Source organism: Amycolatopsis silviterrae, from assembly GCF_042684085.1.
GTDB classification, from domain to species: Bacteria; Actinomycetota; Actinomycetes; order Mycobacteriales; family Pseudonocardiaceae; genus Amycolatopsis; species Amycolatopsis silviterrae.
The window spans coordinates 16,434-35,390 of the sequence record NZ_JBHUKS010000033.1; the positions used below are offsets into that span (position 1 = coordinate 16,434).

The window sequence follows — 18,957 nt, forward strand, 5'->3', positions numbered from 1 at the left end:
GCGCGGGTACCGTGCTTGTCCATGCAGGACGCCACCGCGCCGCCGGACCCGGACTCGCTCGACTTCTGGTCGTTCATCGCGCTGGCCAACCGCAGGCTGTCCGAGGAATTCGGGTTCCGTCACCAGCTCGCGACCGAGGTGCTGCTGACCCTGAACCGGGCGTCGAACCTGGTGACCTACGACCTCGAATCCGCCGTGCACCGGCCGCGCGGGCGGTCGTGGTCGGCGTTCCGGGTCCTGTTCGTGGTGTGGCTGGCCGGGCCGCTCGAACCGTCCGCCGCCGCGCGGCTCACCGGGATGAGCCGGGCAGCGGTGTCGAATCTGGCGAAAACCCTGGTCAGCGAAGGTTTGCTGACGCGGACGCCAGGCGAGACGGACGGCCGCTCAGTGCGGCTTTCGCTCACCGAGGCCGGGCAGGCCGAGATGCTCGAAGTGTTCGAGGCGCAGAACGAACGCGAGGCCGGGTGGGTCGAGGTGCTCACCGAGGCCGAGCAGCGCGTGCTGGTGATGCTGCTGGACAAGCTCATCTCCGGCCGGGCCGGCTTCGCCACCCGCCGCTGACCCTTTCACTGGCCCCACGAAAAGTCCGCTGGCCTGCCAGGCCGACGGGAGCGGGTTTGGCCGTCCGTGAGGGGAACCCTCACGGACTCTGATTCCCCCAGGGTTCCCCTCACGGACCTTGGGACCGCTGGCCGGGCGCAGGCCCTTTCGCCGGCTGGGCAGGTGGACTACGCTGGACGCAAAGTAGTACATACTTTAATCACTTCGCGCCGAGGAGGCGACCCATGGCCTACTACCGCAGCGCGGGCAGCATCCCGCCTAAGCGGCACACGCAGCACCGCACGCCCGAAGGCGGGCTCTATTCCGAGGAGCTGATGGGCGAGGAGGGCTTCTCCTCCGACTCGTCGCTGCTCTACCACCGCGGCATCCCGTCCGCGATCGTGGACGCGACGCCGTGGGAGCTGCCGGACCAGACGCTCACCGAGAACCGCCCGCTCAAGCCGTTGCACCTCAAGCTGCACACGCTTTTCCCGGGCGAGGAATGGAAGAGCGCGGACGTCGTCTCCAACCGTCGCCTGGTGCTCGGCAACGGCGACGTGCGGATCTCCTACGTCGCCGCCGGCGAGGCTTCGCCGTTGTACCGCAACGCGATCGGCGACGAATGCGTGTACGTCGAGTCCGGCGAAGCGGTGGTCGAGACGGTGTTCGGCGCGCTGCCCGCCCGAGCCGGCGACTATGTGCTCCTCCCCCGCGCCACCACGCACCGCTGGGTGCCGAAGGGCGCGGAACCGTTGCGCGCCTACGTGATCGAGGCGAACTCGCACATCGCGCCGCCGAAGCGCTACCTGTCGCGCTACGGCCAGTTGCTGGAGCACGCGCCGTACTGCGAGCGCGACCTGCACGGCCCGGCCGAACCGCTGCTCGCCGAAGGCACCGACGTCGAGGTGCTGGTGAAGCACCGCGGCTCGCGCGGCGTCGTCGGCACGCGCTACGTGTACCCGACGCACCCGTTCGACGTGGTCGGCTGGGACGGCTGCCTCTACCCGTACACGTTCAACGTCTCCGACTTCGAGCCCATCACCGGCCGCGTGCACCAGCCGCCGCCCGTGCACCAGGTTTTCGAGGGCAACAACTTCGTCATCTGCAATTTCGTCCCGCGCAAGGTCGATTACCACCCGCTCTCGATCCCGGTGCCCTACTACCATTCCAATGTGGACTCCGACGAGGTGATGTTCTACTGCGGCGGGAACTACGAGGCGCGCAAGGGCTCCGGCATCGGACAGGGCTCGATCAGCCTGCACCCCGGCGGGCACAGCCACGGCCCGCAGCCGGGCGCGGTGGAGCGTTCGCTCGGCGCGGAGTTCTTCGACGAGCTGGCCGTCATGGTCGACACGTTCCGCCCGCTGGAAATCGGCGAGGGCGGCCACGTGAGCGACGACCCCGGCTACGCCTGGACCTGGGCAGGACGGGGACCGCAGTCGTGACCGACGCACTGACCCGCGGCCTGCTGGACAACGCGGCGGTCTTCCCGCCCGGCCTCGCGCCGCTGCCGGACGCCGTCGCCGCGCACGACCGGCACACTGCTTCTGGGTACGCCGCGATGGTCGGCCCGCTGGTCGTCGCCGCGTCCGGCCTGGCGGAACTCGCCGAGGTCGTCAAGGGCCGCGAAACGACCCTGCCGCTCACCGTGACGCTGCCCGCCGGTCCGGCGGGGATCGCCGACGTGCTCAAGGCCGTCGACGGCCTGCCGGTGTCGATCGAATCGCTGGAAATCGCGGTGCCGCAAGGAATGGACGCCGCCGAGTTTCTGTCCGCTGTGGACGGTTGCCCGGTCCCGATCGCCGTGGAAATCCCCCGCGACGACCGCCGGGTTCCCTTGCTGCGGGCGCTTTCCGGAACCCCGCACAAGGCCAAATTCCGCACCGGCGGCACGTCCGCCGAGTACTACCCGGATGAGGCCGAACTCGCCGCCGCGATCCGGGCGACCGCCGAGGCAGGCGTCCCGTTCAAGGCGACCGCCGGCCTGCACCACGCGATCCGCAACACGGACCCGGCGACCGGCTTCGAACAGCACGGTTTCCTGAACCTCCTGCTCGCCGCCGAGGCCGTCGACCGCGGTGCGGAAGACGAGGAAGTCGTTGCGCTGCTTGCCGAACGCGACGCCACGACGGTCGCCGACCGCATCCGCGCGCTGGCCCCGGACCGCCTGGCCGCGGCCCGCGCGCAGTTCACGTCCTTCGGCACCTGCAGCATCACCGACCCGCTCACTGAACTGACCGGCCTAGGCCTGATCGGAGCCACCGCATGACCGTGCTCGACATCCCCGCCGGCTCCCCCTTCGGCGTCGAAAACCTGCCGTACGGCGTCTTCTCGGCAGGCGACGGCAGCCCGCGAGTGGGCGTGCGCGTGGGCGAGCACGTGCTGGACCTGTCGATCGCCCTCGGCGACGCGGTCTTCGCCGAGCCGACGCTCAACGCCTTCATGGCGCAGGGCTACGACCGCTGGGTCGAGGTCCGCACGCGCCTCCAGACGCTGGTGACCGGCGACGTGCCTGCCGAAGCCGTGCACGCGGTGGCCGACGTGAAGCTGCACCTGCCGATCGAAGTCGCCGACTACGTGGACTTCTACGCGTCCGAACACCACGCGTCGAACGTCGGCCGCCTGTTCCGTCCGGACGCGGAACCGTTGCTGCCCAACTGGAAACACCTCCCGGTCGGCTACCACGGCCGCGCCGGAACGGTGTATGTGTCCGGCACCGACGTCGTCCGCCCGAGCGGCCAGCGCAAGGGCGAGGACGGTCCGGTCTTCGGCCCGAGCACCCGCCTGGACATCGAGGCGGAGCTGGGCTTCGTCGTCGGCGCGGGCACTCCGCCCAACACCCCCGTCTCCCCCGACGACTTCCCCCGGCACGTCTTCGGCGCGGTCCTGCTGAACGACTGGTCCGCCCGCGACATCCAGGCCTGGGAGTACGTCCCGCTGGGCCCGAACCTGGGCAAGAGCTTCGCGACGTCCATCTCGCCGTGGGTGGTCCCGATCCTGGCCCTGGCCGAGGCCCGGGTCCCGCTGCCCGGCCAGACGTCCCCGGAACCCCTGCCCTACCTGCGGGAAACATCGCCGTGGGGCCTGAACATCGACCTGGCGGTGGAGTGGAACGGCCAGGAGGTCGCCCGCCCGCCGTACCGCGAGATGTACTGGTCCCCCGCGCAGATGCTGGCCCACCTGACCGTCAACGGAGCCTCCGCCCGCACCGGCGACCTCTACGGCTCGGGCACGATCTCCGGGGCGGACCCCGCGGAACGGGGCTCGTTCCTGGAACTCTCCTGGGGCGGCCGCGACCCGCTGACCGTCAAGGGCGAATCCCGCACCTTCCTGCAGGACGGGGACGAGGTCACCATCACCGGCACCGCCACGACCGCCGCGGGCGCGAAACTGGGCTTCGGCGAGGTAACCGGCCGCATCCTCCCCGCCCAGTAACTCCAAAGTCCGTGAGGGGAACCCTGAGGGAATCTGATTCCCTCAGGGTTCCCCTCACGGACCTATAACCGCACCAGCGCACCCACCCCAGCGAGGCGCCCAGCCCCTCCCCCGCACCCCGATACGAAGCCAAAACGCGGCGCGGGGGTGTTTGTCAAGGCATCTTTCCCGCCTTGACAAACACCCCCGCGCCGTAGTCACAATTCAGGCTTCGGGGTGCCCCACGCAAGCACTACTCCGCGATCGGCGCCCCAGTCTTCTCCCGCACCTCATCCAAAGAAACCCCAGGCGCAAGCTCCACCAGCTTCAACCCGTCATCCGTAACATCCAGCACAGCCAGATTGGTGATAACCCGATTCACCACTCCAGCCCCCGTCAACGGCAGAGTGCACTTCTCCACAATCTTCGGCGTCCCGTCCTTGGCAGTGTGATCAGTAATAATCACCACCCGGCGAGCCCCGGCGACGAGATCCATCGCCCCGCCCATCCCCTTGACCAACGCTCCGGGAACCGTCCAGTTGGCCAAATCCCCGTTGGCCCCGACCTGCAACGCCCCCAGCAACGCCAGATCAATATGCCCCCCGCGAATCATCGCGAACGACTCAGCGGAATCGAACAAACTGGCCCCGGGCTGCAACGTAACAGTCTGCTTCCCGGCATTAACCAGGTCCGGATCCTCTTCCCCCTCCCAAGGAAACGGCCCCAGCCCAAGAATCCCGTTCTCGCTGTGCAAGGTAACCTGCACACCGTCCGGCAAATGATTAGCCACCATCGTGGGAATCCCGATCCCGAGATTCACATAATCGCCGTCCCGCAGCTCGCGAGCCCCGATCGCGGCCATCTCGTCCCGACTCCAGCTCACGCCGACGCCTCCTCACGCACGCGCACGGTCCGCTTCTCGATCTGCTTTTCCCGCTCAGCCGCCTTGATCAGCCGCTGCACGTAAATCCCCGGCGTGGTGATCCGCTCCGGGTCGAGGTACTCGTCCGACACCTGCTCGGACTCGGCGACCGTCACCTTCCCGCAGGTCGCGACGAGCGGGTTGAAGTTCCGCGAGGCGTAGCGGTAGATCAGGTTCCCGGCCGGGTCCGCGACGTACGCGTGGACCAGCGAGAGGTCGGCGACGATGCCGCGTTCCTGCACGTAGGTGACCCCGTCGAACTCCGCGTGCGGCTTGCCCTCGGCGATCGGCGTGCCGACCCCGGACTTGGTGTAGAACGCCGGGATCCCGGCCCCGCCTGCCCGCATCCGCTCGGCCAGCGTCCCCTGCGGCGCGAACTCCACCTCGACGGTCCCGTCCAGGTACTGCTGCGCGAACAGCTTGTTCTCGCCCACGTACGACGCGATGACGCGGCGCACCTGGCGGTTCTCGAGCAGAATGCCGAGCCCGGCCCCGTCGACTCCCATGTTGTTCGAGACGATCGTCAGATCGCGCACGCCCGAGTCCCGGACCGCCTCGATGAGGTCGTTCGGGTTCCCGGTGAGGCCGAAGCCCCCGACCGCGATCGTCAGCCCGTCCTCGAGCAGCCCGTCGAGGGCCTCCGCGGCGCTGCGGTACTTCGTCGGCACGGCATCCTCTCCACTTCGTTCGGTGAGTGGTCAGTCCCCGCATACAACCCAGCGCGGGGGAAACGGGTCAACCGACACGCCGGGATCGTCGGCAAACCTCTCGTGCACCGAACACCCGTGCCCGATGCGTTCACTGAGCGGACGTACCCTCGACTCCGTGCCCACCTCGCCTCCCGACCACGTCGTCGGACGCGTGTCCGCGGTCCTGCGCGCATTGTCCACCTACCGCGACGGAGCGTCGACCTCTCAGCTGGCGCGCCAGTGCGCCCTGGCCCGGCCGACCGTGCACCGGCTGCTCGCGTCGCTGGCCGCCGAGGGTTACGTCGACCGCGACCGGCAGAGCGCCCGCTGGTACCTGGGCCCGGAGCTGTACCTGCTCGGCGAAGCGGCCGCCCCGCGCTACGACGTGACGCAGCAGGCGCGCGCGAGCGTCCACCGGCTGGCCGCGGCCACCGGGGAAAGCGCGTTCTTCTCCGCCCGCCGCGGCAACGAGACGGTGTGCCTGCTGCGCGAGGACGGCGACTTCCCGATCCGGTCGTTCGTGCTGTACGAGGGCGCGCGGTTCCCGCTTGGCGTGGTGTCGGCGGGGCTGGTGGTGCTGTCGATGCTGCCGGACCGGGAGGTCGAGGAGTACCTGTCCACAGTGGATCTCACCGCGGAATGGGGCCCGGCGCACCGGGCGGAGGAGGTGCGGACCCGGATCGCGCGGACGCGGGAGGACGGGTACTCGACCAATCCCGGGCTGGTGGTCGAGGGCAGCTGGGGCATGGCGGCGGCGGTATTCACACCGGGCGGCGAGCCGGCCTGGGCGCTGACGTTGACCGGGGTGGAGTCACGGTTCCGGGCGGAGCGGAGGGGTGAGCTGGGGGCATTGCTGCTGAAGGAGGCGCATACGTTGACGAATGTGCTCCGGCAGCCCTCGTGAGTGGCGATCCCGGTTAGAACCGGGATTGCCACTCACGAGGCGGTAGCGGCGTTCTCCGCGTCGTAAGCCGCGCGGGCGGCGGTCACCTGGTCCATGTTCCGGCGGGCCCACCGGTCCAGCAGCTCCAGCGGTTCCGCGAGGTTGCGGCCCAGCTGGGTGAGTTCGTACTCGACCTTCGGCGGGATCACCGGGTACGCGGTGCGGATGAGGATGCCGTCGCGGACCAGGCTGCGCAGGGTTTGCGTGAGGACCTTCTGCGAGATCCCCTCGACGCGCTTGCCGATCTCGGTGAACCGCAGCGGGCCGTCCACCAGCGCGCCGACGATCAGCACCGTCCACTGGTCGCCGATCCGGTCGAGCAGCTGGCGCGTCGGGCAGTCGCGGTCGTACGGATTTCCCAGCACGGCGGCCTCCTCGCTCTCCGGGAGAGAGTAACACTCCCCCGGGCCGGCGGGGTTTACCGAACCCGAACATTCGTCCCACACCGCTCGTACCTTCGCGCGCCACCGTGGTCGCGACCACCGACACGGGAGGACGAGAACGATGCGAGGAACGAGGCGGCTGGCACTGGCCGGCTGCGGGATCGCGGCGGGGCTGCTCGTGGCCGCGCCGGTCGCCAGCGCGGACACGCCGGGCCCGGTCACGCTGAGCCCGCAGGAAGTGCAGCAGATGTGCACGGCTTGGGTGCCGAAACTGCGCAAACAGGCACAGCACCTGACGGACCGGATCAACGGCGGGCCGGAGGTCGCCGGGTCGGTCGCGAATCTCAAGGCCCGGGCGAACGACGCGCGCACGAAGGGCCACGCGGCACAGGCCGACCGGCTGCAGAAGCGGGCGGACAAGCGGCAGGGCCGGATCGGTGAGCTGGCGAACTCGGCGAAGCAGCTCGACGCGTTCACCGCCGCGCACTGTCAGGCGCCGAAGTGAGGCGGCTCGTCGCGCATTGTCAAGCAGCCCGGTGAAGCGGCTCGTCGCGATCGTGGTCGTTGCCGTCGGACTTGGCTGTGCGGCGTGCGACGACAGTTCGGCACCGTCGGACGGCGGTCTGAGCAGCGTTCAGTCCACGCTGGACTCGATCCAGTCCGACATGGCGGGAGACGGGTCGCCGTGACGCGCGTACCGTTTCCCCCGACGTAGCCGTCCGGAGGAACGGGAGCCCGCATGGGGTCAGCTGGCCGCGGTCTCGTGCTCGTCGTGGAGGACGAGACCGCGATCGCCGAACTCGCCGCGCTGTATTTGCGGCGCGACGGGTTCGGGGTGGAGGTCGAGCCGGACGGGGCGAAGGCGCTCGCGGCGATCCGCCGGTCGCGGCCGGTCGCGGTGGTGCTCGACATCGGACTGTCCGGAATGGACGGCATCGAGATCTGCCGGGCCCTGCGCGCGGCGGGCGACTGGACGCCGGTGCTCTTCGTGACGGCCCGCGACGACGAGCTGGATCGCTTGCTGGGCCTCGAAATCGGCGCGGACGACTACCTGACCAAACCGTTCAGCCCGCGCGAACTCGCCGCCCGCGTGCGGACTGTGCTGCGCCGCGCGTCCGGCAATCCGGCCACGACGCTCGCCGGCGGCGGCGTGCGCGTCGACGTCTCCGGTCGCCGGGCCTGGGCGGGTGAGGTGGAGGTCTCGCTTACTTCCACCGAGTTCGATCTGCTCGCCTATCTGCTGCGTCATCCTGGCCAGGTCCTGTCGCGGGATCAGCTGCTCAGCGCGGTCTGGGGATACGCCGCGGCGGCCGGGACCCGCACCGTGGACGTGCATGTCGCGCAGCTGCGGGCAAAACTCGGCGACGACAGTCCAATCCGGACTGTCCGGGGCATCGGTTACGCCGCCGGATGAAAGGCACGCTGGCCCTCCGGATCACCGTGGTATGCCTGGCTGTCGCCGGGATCGCGGTGCTCGTGGCCGGGCTCGTCGCGTCCCGGCTGGTCCGCAGCACCGCTGATTCCGTGCTGCAGCAGTCGTTGCGGGACCAGGCCGACGTCGTCGCCGGGCAGCTCGACGGCACCGGGATCGGCAACCGGCTCGCCATCGGCAAGGTGGCCGCGGTGGTGCGGGGGCAGGGCATCGAGGTCGTCGTGCATCGGGTCAACGGCCAGAACTCCGGGCAGGCGACCGCGGTGCGCGCGGCGGAACGGGCCGGGCTCACGTCCGGAAAGGACCGTTCGACCCGGGTCGCGATCGGTGACACCGACTACCTCGTGGAGGTGCGGCCGGTCGGTCCGGAGGCGGCGTTCGCGCTCGTTCAGCCGGTGCGCAGTGCGGAGGCGACGCAGCACGCGCTAGTGCGCAATGTCCTTTTGGCACTGGGCATCGGGCTTCTCGTCGCCGCCATCGCCGGGTATGTCTCCGGACGGTTGCTGGGCCGTCCGCTCCGCCGTGCGGCTGCCGCGGCGGGCAGTCTCCGGGCCGGTCGCCGCGACGTCCGGGTGCCGGTCGAAGGTCCCGTCGAGGTCGCGCAGGTCGCGGGCTCGCTGAACGAACTCGCCGACGCCCTCGCCCGCAGTGAGGCGCGGCAACGGGAATTCCTGCTCTCGGTGTCGCACGAGCTGCGCACCCCGTTGACCGCGGTGACCGGTTTCGCCGAGGCGATCGCGGACGGAGTCGCCGAGGGCCCGGACGCCCGCCGCGCCGGCGAGACCATCCACCGCGAGGCGCAACGGCTGGAACGGCTGGTGTCCGATCTGCTGGAACTCGCCCGTCTCGGCGCCGACGAATTCCAGCTCGACCTCGGGACTCTCGATCTCGTCGCACTGGTCCGGGACTGCGCGGAGGTGTGGCAGCTGCGCTGCGCCCGCTCGGATGTTCCGCTGACCGTGCAGACTCCATCGGGAACCGCGCTGGTCACCGCCGACGCTCGACGGTTGCACCAGGTCGTCGACGGCTTGGCGGAGAACGCTTTGCGCGTCACGCCCGCGGGTGCGCCGATGGTGTTCGCGCTGGCGGTCGCGGACGGACACGCGCACCTGTCAGTCCGGGACGGCGGGCCAGGGCTCGCGCCGGAGGACTATCCGGTGGCGTTTGACCGCGGGGTGCTCAACGCCCGTTATCGCGACAGCCGTCCGGTCGGGTCCGGGATCGGGCTGGCGCTGGTGCACGGACTGGTGACGCGGATGGGCGGGACGCTGACCGCCGGTCCGGCGCCCGAGGGCGGGGCGGCGTTCACCATCACGCTGCCGCTGGCCCAGCCCGGCTAGGCAAGCCGAAGCGGCGTGCGCTCAGTTCACGCAGCCGCTGGCCGCGGTCATCTTCGGCTGTCCCGGAGTCCCCGCCGGCGGGGTCGGATTCGTGGTCTCCGCGATCGGCCGCACCTTGCCGCCGCTCGACGGCGGGCGGGCCGTGCCCGTGCCCGGGTCCGCCGTTCCGCCGGAGGCCGCGACGTCCGGCGAGCTGAGCTGCGTCTGCACGAACGCCTTCACCTGCGCCGGATCCACCTTCACCGCGTCCCCGTCGGACGGAGTGGCCAGGGACAGGCTCTGCACCGGGATCGTGCCGAAGGCGATCGCGCCCGAGCTGAGGCCGTGCAGCTGCTGGGCGAAGCTCAGCAGGTTCCAGCCCTGGTCGAGGACGATCGAACCTTCCAGAGCGTCCACCAGGGACGAAAGCCGCGACGGGTCGGTGAAGGTGCCGGAGCCGAGGACGGTTTTCGCCATCGCCGACATGAACGCCTGCTGCCGGGCGATCCGGTCCAGGTCGCTGTTGGGCAGGCCGTGCCGCTGCCGCACGAAGGCGAGCGCCTGCGTGCCCGAGATGGTTTGCACGCCAGCCGGGAAATCCGCGCCGGAGAACGTGTCGTGCACCGGGGCTTTCAGGCACACCTGCACGCCGCCGACCGCCTGGCTCAGCGCGGCGAAACCGGCGAGGTTGACCGCGGCGTAATGGTTGATGGCGAGCCCGGTGAGCTGCTGCACCGCGGCGATCGCCGACTTCGCGCCGGCCGCGTCGGCGGCGACCTCCAGCTGCGGGCCGCTCATTCCTTGCTGGGCGAGCTTTCCGCGCTGATCGGCGCGGGCGCGGCTGTAGGCGGAATTGATCTTGTGCTTGCCGTAGCCCGGAATGTCCACATAGGAATCACGAGGGATGGAGATCGCGGTGGCGGCCGCGCCTCCCGCCGGGACGTGCACGACGATCATCGTGTCGGTGGTGTTGCCGCCGTCGTCCCCGCTGCCCGCGTGCAGCGCGTCGAGCACGTTCTGCGGCAACGGTTTCCCGTCCGGCCCGGTGCGCGAATCGAGACCCACCAACAGGATGTTCTGCGCGACGGTGAGCGGTTCACCGGCCGGGGCGTCCGGAACCTGCGCTGTGGGCGCGATGACGTCCGCGGTGACCAGGTTCGCGTCCAGCCGGTGCAGTTGCGACCACGCGAATCCGGTGGCGCCCAGCACCAGGGTGGACACCACCCCGAGCACCGCACGGCCGCCGATCCGGCGGCCACGGGACGTGATCAGCACGGCCGGCCCCTCGCTTCCCCGGGGACGGATTTCGCCCCCTCGTCCGAGGATCACCGCGTTAGCTGGGAATAGCCTGAGAAACCTGTCGGGAAGATGTGATGCTGCCCGTTCGGCCGAGCGCGCCGCGACAGCCGGTACCCCTTCGGGCACAGGGAGTTCAGCGCGGCATCCGCCGCCACACCGCGCGCGGCACGAACCGCATCGCCGCGAACACCAAGCGCAACAACCCCGGCACCCACACCACCTCGCGGCGGCGGCGCAACGCCGCGACGGTCGCGTCGGCGACCTGGTCAGCGGTACTGGAGAACGGCGCGGGCGACATGCCTTCGGTCATCCGGCCGATCACGAAACCCGGCCGTACGAGCAGCAGGTGCACGCCAGTGCCGTGCAGCGCGTCCGACAGGCCGGAAGCGAACCCGTCGAGCCCCGCCTTCGCTGAGCCGTACACGTAGTTCGCCCGCCGCACGCGGATCCCGGCGACCGACGAGAAGACGACCACGTTGCCGGAACCCTGTGCGCGCAACAGTTCCGCCGTGTGAGTGAGCACGGACACCTGAGCGACGTAGTCGGTGTGCACGATCGCGGTGGCGTGCGCCGCGTCGGTTTCCGCGCGAGCCTGGTCGCCGAGGATGCCGAACGCCAGCACGACCGTCTCCAGCGGCCCGTGCTCCGCGATGACCCGGTCGAGCAGCGGACGATGCGCGGAGAGTTCGTCAGCGTCGAAGTCCTCGGTCGCCACCGTCTCCGCGCCGGCTTCGCGCAGCGCGGCCGTCTGCTCCCCGAGGTCCGCACCCGGCCGCGCGGCCAGCACGAACCGCCGTGCGCCGCCGCGCGCCAGCCGCACGGCCACCGCCGTCCCGATTTCGCTGCGTCCGCCTAGTACCAGCACCGTTCCGCTCACGGTCGGTGAGTCTGCCAGCTTCGCCGGTGACGCCGCGGCCGCCCCGGTCCGAGCAGCCAGGCCCTGTCGACCATGTCCCCTCCTGGGCAGTTGAGCAGCCGTAACGCATCGAGACTGCCGGATATGCCGGGTTAATCGAACAGCTCGTCAGTCGAGATCTGGTTTTTCTTGACGTGGGCTTCGTAGTCTTGCGCGTGAACGATGCCGACGACGTCGGAAAGAAGCTTGAGCAGCAGCAGAGCGCCCTGAGCAAGCAACACAAGCCCCGTTTCAAAGAACCACGGCGCGACCGCCTTGCCAGAGGTGGTCTGGATCATCGCCGCGATAATGCCGAGCAGCGTGGCAGCGAAGGGTTCGGCGACGACCGCCATCCACGCGATGTGCAACGCTTTACCGGACCTGAACCGGAATCGCTGGATCCGGTCGGCTTCAGAGCCGATAGTGAAGACGATGACGACTCCGGCGAACCCTGCGACGATCGCGGCGGCCGCAGCGGCTCCAAGGTAGAGGGTAACCGCGGTGCCGGTATTGGTGTCGAAGGCCAAGCTTTTGTACGGGTTAAGCGGGTGCCAGAAGATTGCGCTGACGGCGTGTGCAACGACAAGCACGATCAGCGCAGCAGCTACGGCGAGGGAGTGATCGACCAGTCCGTCGACAATGACTCGCGTCTTCTTCCCGAGCCAAGTCGGCGGCTCGTCGCTGGCCAGCGTTGATATCGGCGCGCTCACCGGACCTCCCACGAAAGTCTCACGGGCAGGACGGCGTGTGGCCGGCCCGTGCTAGCTGAACTCTTTACGGAACGCGTCGATTGCCTGATGGACACCGGTCAGGACCGCGAACTCCGAGGGTCGTTCATTGCTCCTGATATCAAACTTCTCCATAGCAGTGAACTGCTGCTTGAGCAGGTCGTACTTCCTGCGCTTGAAACCATCGCCGTCCGCCAGCACCAGGTTGACCTCCGCCTTGCTGACGAAGTCCTCCCGCACCCATCGCGCTCCCTCCAGCAACGCGGTCTTGGTCTGTTCGTCTCCGGTGCGATGACTCAGCGTCCATCCCAGCTGAATGTCGGTTTCCTGCGAGACCGACCGGGCGGCGCGAGCGGCTTCGCCGATGTGCCCGCCGCCCGCTTCTGGAACGTCAGACCCGTGTTTCACGGTCACGCGCAGCACGGTCGCCCCTTCCGCCTCGCCCAGCCGGTGCGCCACCCGCGAATTGACGACCGGAGTGAGCATGTAGGCAATAGCCGGGTCCGAGCGCTTATGCACGGCAGTGAACCAGGACTCCAAGGCGGTCACCCGCGGCGAGGCAGCCGACATCGTCAGAACCGCGACCTGGTTGTTGACACCGAACGGCACGATGTATGTCGGCTCGATCAGCACAGTGCTCTGGTCTCGTGGCTGAAGGTCGCCGACTATGCCAGTCGCGCCGCTGAGCCCGTCAGGCCATTCAGCTCGCTCCCGGACCCCACCAACGTAGAAGTACCGCTGTGCTGGTCGCGTCGCTAGGCGGTGTTCGCCGTACACACTTCGCCCCCGGATGGGGACCTGGCGATCCGCAGAAGGCAGGTTCCCGACGTAGTCACCCATCTTCTGCCAGAAGTCGGGATTCGCGGTGATCACCCGATCAGAGCCGCCACTGGATTTCACGACCTGCAACTCGTAGAAGCGCACGGTTTTCCTCAACATCGCGACGCAGCCCCTCGCTCTGCCGACAGTAAACAGAGCAGACTACCAACCGTAACCACGACGGAACGTCGCTCAAGCGAGTGAAGTCGTTACTCTGAGCGAGGGGAGTTCAGGGGCTCGCTCGTGCACTCACACGAGAGCCATCCAGGCTGACAATCGAACACATGTGCGATTCCATGCTTCAACCATAGCCTCCGGCACCGACAAACTCGACCCCTTCTGAGCGCACAACCGCGGGTCCGGAAGCCAGCAATGCCGACCCGCTTCCAGTCCGGCACGAGGTGCTCTGATTCACAAACTGCAACTTTGCAGGCTCTGCAAAGTCTCGCTACGCTGATCAGGTGCCTCCTCCCGGCCTGCGCGAGCGCAAGAAGCTCGAAACCCACCGCACCATCGCCCTCGCGGCGCTCCGGCTGATCGACGAACGTGGTCTGGACCAGGTCACGGTCGACGACATCGCCGCCGAGGCGGGCGTGTCCGCGCGCACGTTCTTCAACTACTTCGCGGTCAAAGAAGACGCGGTGCTGCTCGCGTACGCGGACCACGCCGAACGGGCCGAGCGGACGATCGCCCGGTTTCTCGCGCAGCCCGCGGAGATCGGTGCCTTCCCCGCCTTCATCGCGACCGTGCGGGAAGACCTCGCCGAAATCGAGCGGGACCGCGAGGAATGGCTGACCCGGCTGCGCATCATCCACGGCGATCCGTCGCTGCTCATCCGGGCGACCGTGCTCAGCTCCGGCGCGCGCGATCCGATGGTCGCGGCGATCGCCGCGCGCACCGGGACCGACGCGGAGAACGACCTGTTCCCGTCACTGCTGCTGGCGGTGGCGGGCGGAGTGCTCAACACCTCGCTCAGCCGCTGGGCCGCCCTCGACGGCGCCCAGCCGCTGCTCGAGATCTTCGCCGAGGCCGCCGCCATCGCCGCCGCCGGCCTGCCCGACCCGCACTGACCACCCCACCTTCACGAAGTCCGGAAAGGACTGTCATGTCCCTGTCCACCGCGGAATCGCCCGCGGCCCCGGTGATGACCCACCGGCAAGTGCTGCAGGCGATGTCCGGCCTGATGATGGGCATTTTCGTCGCCATCCTCGCGTCCACTGTGGTCGCGAACGCCCTGCCGCGGATCGTGTCCGAACTGGGCGGCAGCCAGTCGTCCTACACCTGGGTCGTCACCACCGAACTGCTCGCGATGACCGCGACCGTCCCGCTCTGGGGCAAGCTTTCCGACCTGTACAACAAGAAACTGCTGATCCAGCTCTCGCTCGGGCTGTTCGTGGTCGGCTCGCTGGTGGCCGGGCTCGCGCAGAACATCGACATCCTGATCCTCAGCCGGATCGCCCAGGGCATCGGCGGCGGCGGGCTCACCGCGCTCGCCCAGGTGATCATGGCGGCCATCGTTTCGCCGCGCGAGCTGGGCAAGTTCTCCGGCGTCTTCGGCGCGGTGTTCGCCGTCGGCACGGTGGCCGGGCCGCTGATCGGCGGCGTGCTCGTGGACACGTCCTGGCTCGGCTGGCGCTGGTGCTTCTTCCTCGGCGTCCCGTTCGCGCTCGCCGCGATCCTGTTGCTGCAGCGCACTTTGGGCCTGCCGACGCTGCGCCGCGAGGTCCACGTCGACTATCTCGGCGCGTTCCTGATCATGCTCGGCGTGTCGACGCTGCTGGTGTGGTCGTCGCTCGCGGGCTCGACGTTCGAGTGGGGTTCCTGGCAGACCGCGGTGCTCGTGCCGGCCGGCGTGCTCGTGCTGGTGCTCGCGGTGTGGGTGGAGTCGAAGGTGCGCGAACCGGTCGTGCCGCTGGGCCTGTTCCGCAACCGCACGGTCACGCTCGCCACCGTCGCGAGCTTCCTGGTCGGCGTCGCGATGTTCGGCGGCACCGTGTTCCTGTCCCAGTATTTCCAGCTGGCGCTCGGGAAGTCGCCGACGGTGGCCGGGCTGATGAGCCTGCCGATGATCTTCGGGCTGCTGGTTTCGTCCACAGCGTCCGGCCAGCTGATCAGCCGCACCGGCCGGTGGAAGCCGTACCTGCTGCTCGGCGCGGTGCTGATGGCGGCGGGGCTCGGCCTGCTCGGGCTGGTCGACGCGCACACGTCGCTGCTGGAGCTGAGCCTGTTCATGCTGGTGCTCGGCGTCGGCGTGGGCATGCTCAACCAGAACCTGGTGCTGGTGACGCAGAACGACGTGCCCGCCGCCGACCTCGGCGCGGCGACCTCGACGCTGTCGTTCTTCCGCAGCCTCGGCGGGTCGATCGGCGTGAGCGCGCTCGGCGCGGTGCTGGCCAGCCGGGTCGGCACGCTCATCGCCGACGGGCTCGGTCCCGCCGCGGCGGGCGGCTCCGGCGGCGGGAAGGTGCCGGACCTGGCGCAGCTGCCCGCGCCGGTCGTGACGGTGATCCGGGAGGCTTACGGGGTCGCGACCAGCGACCTGTTCCTGATCAGCGCGCCGATCGCGTTGCTCGTGGTGGTGGCGGTGGCGTTCCTGAAGCACTTGCCGCTCAAGACGAAGAGCGGGCTGGAAAGGCTGGCGGACGAAGCGGCCTGAACGACGTCGTGAGTGGCTATGCCGGTTCTAACCGGCATAGCCACTCACGACTTGGCAATAAATGAAAAAACGCCCGGGGCGGCGATCGCTGATCCGCGATCGCCGCCCCGGGCGCAACCACCGAGTTCCGGGCTTAGCGGCCGGTCGTGGTGGGGGAAACTGCTAGCGCCCTCGCCGCCGGGAAATGGTCACCGGCTCGCGGTCAGGCGACTCGATGCCGTGCGGCGGCGGAGCCGGTTCGGACCAGCTTCCGGCGCTCCAGCTCGGTAGTTCCCCCGAAGATCCCGTTGCCGAGACCGTTGTCGAGAGCATAGGAAAGGCATTCCGCGCGGACCGGGCATCGCGCGCAGACCGCCTTGGCCTTCGCGACCTGCTGCGCCCCCGGACCCATGTCGGAAATCGGGAAGAACAGTTCCGGGTCCTCGTCCTGGCACGCCGCGCGGGCGAGCCAGCTGGTGGCCGTGAGTTCCATTGTTGCTTTTCACCTCCTGTCCCCATTGTTGAACCGTGGTCAACCGACTTCTCCGCGCGCACAGGCCAGCCATGCCTGCGGAGGGTGTTCGGTGGGCTTTTTCGGCCGAACCGCCCCGGGCCGCGAAGGACCCGGCGGACGACCGGCTTTCCAAGTTACCACCGATCACCGCCCGCGCGGGAAATTTCGATTCAGCTCACATCGCGGACGCGGTTGCCGCCGGACGTGCTACGGACCCCTCGGCCGCGTGCCTTCCGCCCGGAGCGCCCGGATTTTCCTTGTGCGCACGCCGTTTCCCCCTTCCGCCGCGCCGGCGGGCGAAATGCCCGTCCCCGCGAGGTACCCGCCGGTCCCGACCCTCCACACATTTCCGTGACCGGATCGTTACATCCCACGGGCGCGTCACCGCACCTGTTCGACAGGTCCGGGTTCGGGAGGGGGTGCGCGTGGCGGGATTCGACGGCTTCTTTCGCGGCGATTTCCCTCGCCTCGTGGCGTTCCTGTGCGCGGGCGGGCTCGGGCCGGGCACCGCGCGCGAGGTGGCGGTGGAGGCGTTCGTCCAGGAAACCGGGACGTGGCCGCCGCCGGGCGACCCGCGGGTGGCGGTCCGGCTGACCGCCGCCCGGCTCGCCGCCGAGCAGGCGTGGTTCGACGGCGGAGCCCCGCCCGCGGACCCGCCGGGCGACCGGCTGGCCGCGGCCGTGGAGCGCAACGCGCGCGGCGTCGAATTGCTCGCGACCCTGCCGGAGACCCAGCGCACCGTGCTGACCTGGTCGCTCGACGGGTTCTCCCCCGCCGCCATCGCCGCCGCGCTCGGCATGGCGGGCACCACCGTCCGCTCGAATCTGCGGCACGCCCGGGAACGGCTGAAACACCGGCTCGGCGCGGCCGGTCGCGAGGAGGCCCTGATGGCCGCACTGCTCGAAGCCGAGACCGCTCTGGTCAGCGCACTGCGCTCGGCACTCGACGTCGAGGAAGCGCTGACCAGGGTGAAAACCGAGTCGACCGCGTTGGCCGCGCCACGCGTGCCGGCCGGCCGGTTCGGGTTCGACGGCCCGGTGCGCGCCGCGGTCGAGGGCGATCCGGAGGCGGCGCAGGACCTGCTCGCCGCGGTCCAGCCGCTGATCGTGCGCTACTGCCGGGCCCGGCTCGGCGGCGCCGACGCCTATTCCTCGGCGGACGACGTGGCGCAGGAGGTCTGCCTGGCGTTGCTGACCGCGCTGCCCGGCTATCGCCACCAGGGCAGGCCGTTCCTCGCTTTCGTTTACGGGATCGCACAGCACAAGGTCGCCGACGCGCACCGGGCGCTGGCGCGCAACCGGACCGAGGCCGTGGCCGAGCTGCCGGAGTCGCCCGATCTCACCGACGGGCCGGAGGAACGCGCGCTGCGCGCGGAACTGAACTGCCAGCTGGCTCGGCTGCTGCAACTGCTGCCGGAACGACAGCGGGAGATTGTGTTGCTGCGCATAGTAGTCGGGCTGTCCGCCGAAGAAGCGGCGGAAGCGGTCAACTCCACCCCGGGCGCGGTCCGGGTCGCGCAGCACCGCGCGTTGCTGCGGCTCCGCTCAGCTCTCGAACGACGACGCTGAGCCGATCCGCGCCACGACGAACTCCGCCAGCGCGGCGACCGGCCCCTCGCTGCCGTCCCGCGACAGCAGGATGAAATCCACGTCCCCCGGGTCCGGAAGGCCGAGTTCGGCGGGCAGTTCGACGAGATCGGCCGGCACGAGGCTCCGCGCGTGCACGGTGACGCCGAGCCCGGCGGCCGCCGCCGCGCGCAGCCCAGTGAGGCTGGAGGTGAGGCAGGCAGCGCGCCATTCGAGCCCGGCGCGTTCCAGCGTTTCCACCGCGAGCTGCCGGGTGACCGACGGCATCGGGTACTGCACCAGCGGCACCGGCTGGCCGGGCAGGAGCTCGGTGGCCGCCGAACCGATCCACACCAGCGGTTCGCGGCGCAGCAGCCGCCCCGGACCGGCCGCGCCCGGACGGCGTTTGCCCAGCACCAGGTCGAGCCGCCCGTCGGCGATCCGCCGGGCGAGCACATCGGACAGTTCCACGTGCAGCTCGACGTCCACCAGCGGATGGCTTTCCCGCAGCCGCCGCAGGATTTCCGGCAGCTCGCCGAGCGCGAAGTCCTCGGACACGCCGAACCGGACCCGGCCGCGCACCTGAGCGCCGCGGAAATGCCGGGCCGCGCGCTCCTCGGTGTCCACAATGGTCTGCGCGAACCCGAGCATCGCCTGCCCGCGCGCGGTGAGGTCGACCGCGTGCGTGTCCCGGGCGAACAGCAGCCCGCCCGCCTCGGTTTCCAGCCGCCGGATGTGCTGGCTGATCGTGGGCTGGCCCACACCGAGCCGGCGCGCGGCAGCGGTGAAGCTGCGAGTTTCCGCCACTGCAAGGAAAGAACGGCACAGGCGTGGATCCAGCATGCGTCACATCTTATCGT

At 69.7% G+C, this 18,957-nt stretch carries 21 protein-coding genes and 1 pseudogene; 13 read left to right on the plus strand and 9 right to left on the minus strand.

All coding sequences use genetic code 11. From position 1 onward, the window contains the following. Positions 1-21 precede the first annotated feature (21 nt). The 4 genes from ACFSVL_RS38790 to fahA all read left to right on the plus strand — a co-directional run bounded on the left by ACFSVL_RS38790 (position 22) and on the right by fahA (position 3,975). The gene (locus ACFSVL_RS38790; protein WP_378311861.1) at positions 22-561 is read left to right on the plus strand and encodes a MarR family winged helix-turn-helix transcriptional regulator; all 540 of its coding nucleotides are present in this window, start codon (positions 22-24) and stop codon (positions 559-561) included. A gap of 224 nt (positions 562-785) precedes the next feature. After that, entirely contained in the window at positions 786-1,985 is a 1,200-nt protein-coding gene (locus tag ACFSVL_RS38795) for a homogentisate 1,2-dioxygenase (RefSeq protein ID WP_378311863.1), read from the plus strand. Next, a complete protein-coding gene (locus ACFSVL_RS38800; RefSeq protein WP_378312444.1) occupies positions 1,952-2,809 on the plus strand; it encodes a hypothetical protein in 858 nt (285 codons plus the stop codon). Before ACFSVL_RS38795 ends, ACFSVL_RS38800 begins: the two co-directional genes overlap by 34 nt. Continuing rightward, a complete protein-coding gene (gene fahA, locus ACFSVL_RS38805; RefSeq protein WP_378311864.1) occupies positions 2,806-3,975 on the plus strand; it encodes a fumarylacetoacetase in 1,170 nt (389 codons plus the stop codon). Before ACFSVL_RS38800 ends, fahA begins: the two co-directional genes overlap by 4 nt. A 232-nt stretch (positions 3,976-4,207) precedes the next feature. Here fahA and ACFSVL_RS38810 read toward each other — a convergent pair whose 3' ends face one another. Both ACFSVL_RS38810 and ACFSVL_RS38815 read right to left on the minus strand, forming a co-directional pair. Further along, the gene (locus ACFSVL_RS38810; protein WP_378311866.1) at positions 4,208-4,837 is read right to left on the minus strand and encodes a CoA transferase subunit B; all 630 of its coding nucleotides are present in this window, start codon (positions 4,835-4,837) and stop codon (positions 4,208-4,210) included. Continuing rightward, positions 4,834-5,544 (minus strand): CoA transferase subunit A, encoded by a 711-nt coding sequence (locus ACFSVL_RS38815; protein WP_378311868.1) that lies wholly within the window; start codon positions 5,542-5,544, stop codon positions 4,834-4,836. The genes ACFSVL_RS38810 and ACFSVL_RS38815 overlap by 4 nt, the downstream gene beginning before the upstream one ends. A gap of 157 nt (positions 5,545-5,701) precedes the next feature. On the opposite strand from ACFSVL_RS38815, the gene ACFSVL_RS38820 reads away from it, so the two are divergent. Then, a complete protein-coding gene (locus ACFSVL_RS38820; protein WP_378311870.1) occupies positions 5,702-6,469 on the plus strand; it encodes an IclR family transcriptional regulator in 768 nt (255 codons plus the stop codon). A 32-nt stretch (positions 6,470-6,501) separates the two neighbouring features. Here the strand turns inward: ACFSVL_RS38820 and ACFSVL_RS38825 are convergent, their stop codons facing one another. Further along, positions 6,502-6,873: a winged helix-turn-helix transcriptional regulator gene (locus ACFSVL_RS38825; RefSeq protein WP_344284560.1), complete on the minus strand. Its 372-nt coding sequence runs from the start codon at positions 6,871-6,873 to the stop codon at positions 6,502-6,504. A gap of 139 nt (positions 6,874-7,012) precedes the next feature. Here ACFSVL_RS38825 and ACFSVL_RS38830 point away from each other — a divergent pair, with 139 nt between their 5' ends. From ACFSVL_RS38830 to ACFSVL_RS38845, 4 genes are read left to right on the plus strand one after another with little or no spacing between them, the layout of a single operon-like run. Further along, a complete protein-coding gene (locus ACFSVL_RS38830; protein ID WP_378311873.1) occupies positions 7,013-7,396 on the plus strand; it encodes a hypothetical protein in 384 nt (127 codons plus the stop codon). A gap of 31 nt (positions 7,397-7,427) precedes the next feature. Next, the gene (locus ACFSVL_RS38835) at positions 7,428-7,580 is read left to right on the plus strand and encodes a hypothetical protein (protein WP_378311874.1); all 153 of its coding nucleotides are present in this window, start codon (positions 7,428-7,430) and stop codon (positions 7,578-7,580) included. 50 nt (positions 7,581-7,630) lie between these two features. Continuing rightward, positions 7,631-8,305, plus strand: a complete 675-nt coding sequence (locus tag ACFSVL_RS38840; protein ID WP_378311876.1) for a winged helix-turn-helix domain-containing protein — start codon at positions 7,631-7,633, stop codon at positions 8,303-8,305. Beyond that, positions 8,302-9,663, plus strand: a complete 1,362-nt coding sequence (locus ACFSVL_RS38845) for a sensor histidine kinase (protein WP_378311877.1) — start codon at positions 8,302-8,304, stop codon at positions 9,661-9,663. The genes ACFSVL_RS38840 and ACFSVL_RS38845 overlap by 4 nt, the downstream gene beginning before the upstream one ends. A gap of 21 nt (positions 9,664-9,684) precedes the next feature. On the opposite strand, the gene ACFSVL_RS38850 is transcribed toward ACFSVL_RS38845, so the two are convergent. The 4 genes from ACFSVL_RS38850 to ACFSVL_RS38865 form a co-directional block, all read right to left on the minus strand. Next, positions 9,685-10,917 (minus strand): LCP family protein, encoded by a 1,233-nt coding sequence (locus tag ACFSVL_RS38850; protein ID WP_378311879.1) that lies wholly within the window; start codon positions 10,915-10,917, stop codon positions 9,685-9,687. A gap of 157 nt (positions 10,918-11,074) precedes the next feature. Continuing rightward, on the minus strand, positions 11,075-11,818 hold the full coding sequence (locus tag ACFSVL_RS38855; RefSeq protein WP_378311881.1) for an SDR family NAD(P)-dependent oxidoreductase: 744 nt from the start codon (positions 11,816-11,818) through the stop codon (positions 11,075-11,077). 131 nt (positions 11,819-11,949) lie between these two features. Then, positions 11,950-12,546 (minus strand): hypothetical protein, encoded by a 597-nt coding sequence (locus tag ACFSVL_RS38860; RefSeq protein WP_378311883.1) that lies wholly within the window; start codon positions 12,544-12,546, stop codon positions 11,950-11,952. Between the two features lie 51 nt (positions 12,547-12,597). Then, positions 12,598-13,488: a hypothetical protein gene (locus ACFSVL_RS38865; protein WP_378311884.1), complete on the minus strand. Its 891-nt coding sequence runs from the start codon at positions 13,486-13,488 to the stop codon at positions 12,598-12,600. Positions 13,489-13,844: 356 nt separating this feature from the next. Here ACFSVL_RS38865 and ACFSVL_RS38870 point away from each other — a divergent pair, with 356 nt between their 5' ends. Beyond that, positions 13,845-14,453: a TetR/AcrR family transcriptional regulator gene (locus ACFSVL_RS38870; RefSeq protein ID WP_378311885.1), complete on the plus strand. Its 609-nt coding sequence runs from the start codon at positions 13,845-13,847 to the stop codon at positions 14,451-14,453. 35 nt (positions 14,454-14,488) lie between these two features. Then, complete coding sequence (locus tag ACFSVL_RS38875; RefSeq protein ID WP_378311887.1) at positions 14,489-16,039, plus strand: MDR family MFS transporter; 1,551 nt, start codon at positions 14,489-14,491, stop codon at positions 16,037-16,039. Positions 16,040-16,241: 202 nt separating this feature from the next. Here ACFSVL_RS38875 and ACFSVL_RS38880 read toward each other — a convergent pair whose 3' ends face one another. Continuing rightward, positions 16,242-16,511 carry a WhiB family transcriptional regulator gene (locus tag ACFSVL_RS38880; protein ID WP_037812602.1) on the minus strand — a complete coding sequence of 90 codons (270 nt, stop codon included), beginning with the start codon at positions 16,509-16,511 and terminating at the stop codon, positions 16,242-16,244. Between the two features lie 71 nt (positions 16,512-16,582). Between ACFSVL_RS38880 and ACFSVL_RS38885 the strand changes: the two are divergent. Both ACFSVL_RS38885 and shbA read left to right on the plus strand, forming a co-directional pair. Next, a pseudogene (locus ACFSVL_RS38885) lies at positions 16,583-17,368 on the plus strand (sigma factor-like helix-turn-helix DNA-binding protein); the annotation flags it as partial. A gap of 51 nt (positions 17,369-17,419) precedes the next feature. Continuing rightward, positions 17,420-18,100, plus strand: a complete 681-nt coding sequence (gene shbA / locus ACFSVL_RS38890) for an RNA polymerase sigma factor ShbA (protein WP_378312446.1) — start codon at positions 17,420-17,422, stop codon at positions 18,098-18,100. Here the strand turns inward: shbA and ACFSVL_RS38895 are convergent. Further along, positions 18,077-18,940 (minus strand): LysR substrate-binding domain-containing protein, encoded by an 864-nt coding sequence (locus ACFSVL_RS38895; RefSeq protein WP_378311890.1) that lies wholly within the window; start codon positions 18,938-18,940, stop codon positions 18,077-18,079. The two genes, shbA and ACFSVL_RS38895, sit on opposite strands and share 24 nt — an antisense overlap. Between the last annotated feature and the right edge of the window lie 17 nt (positions 18,941-18,957).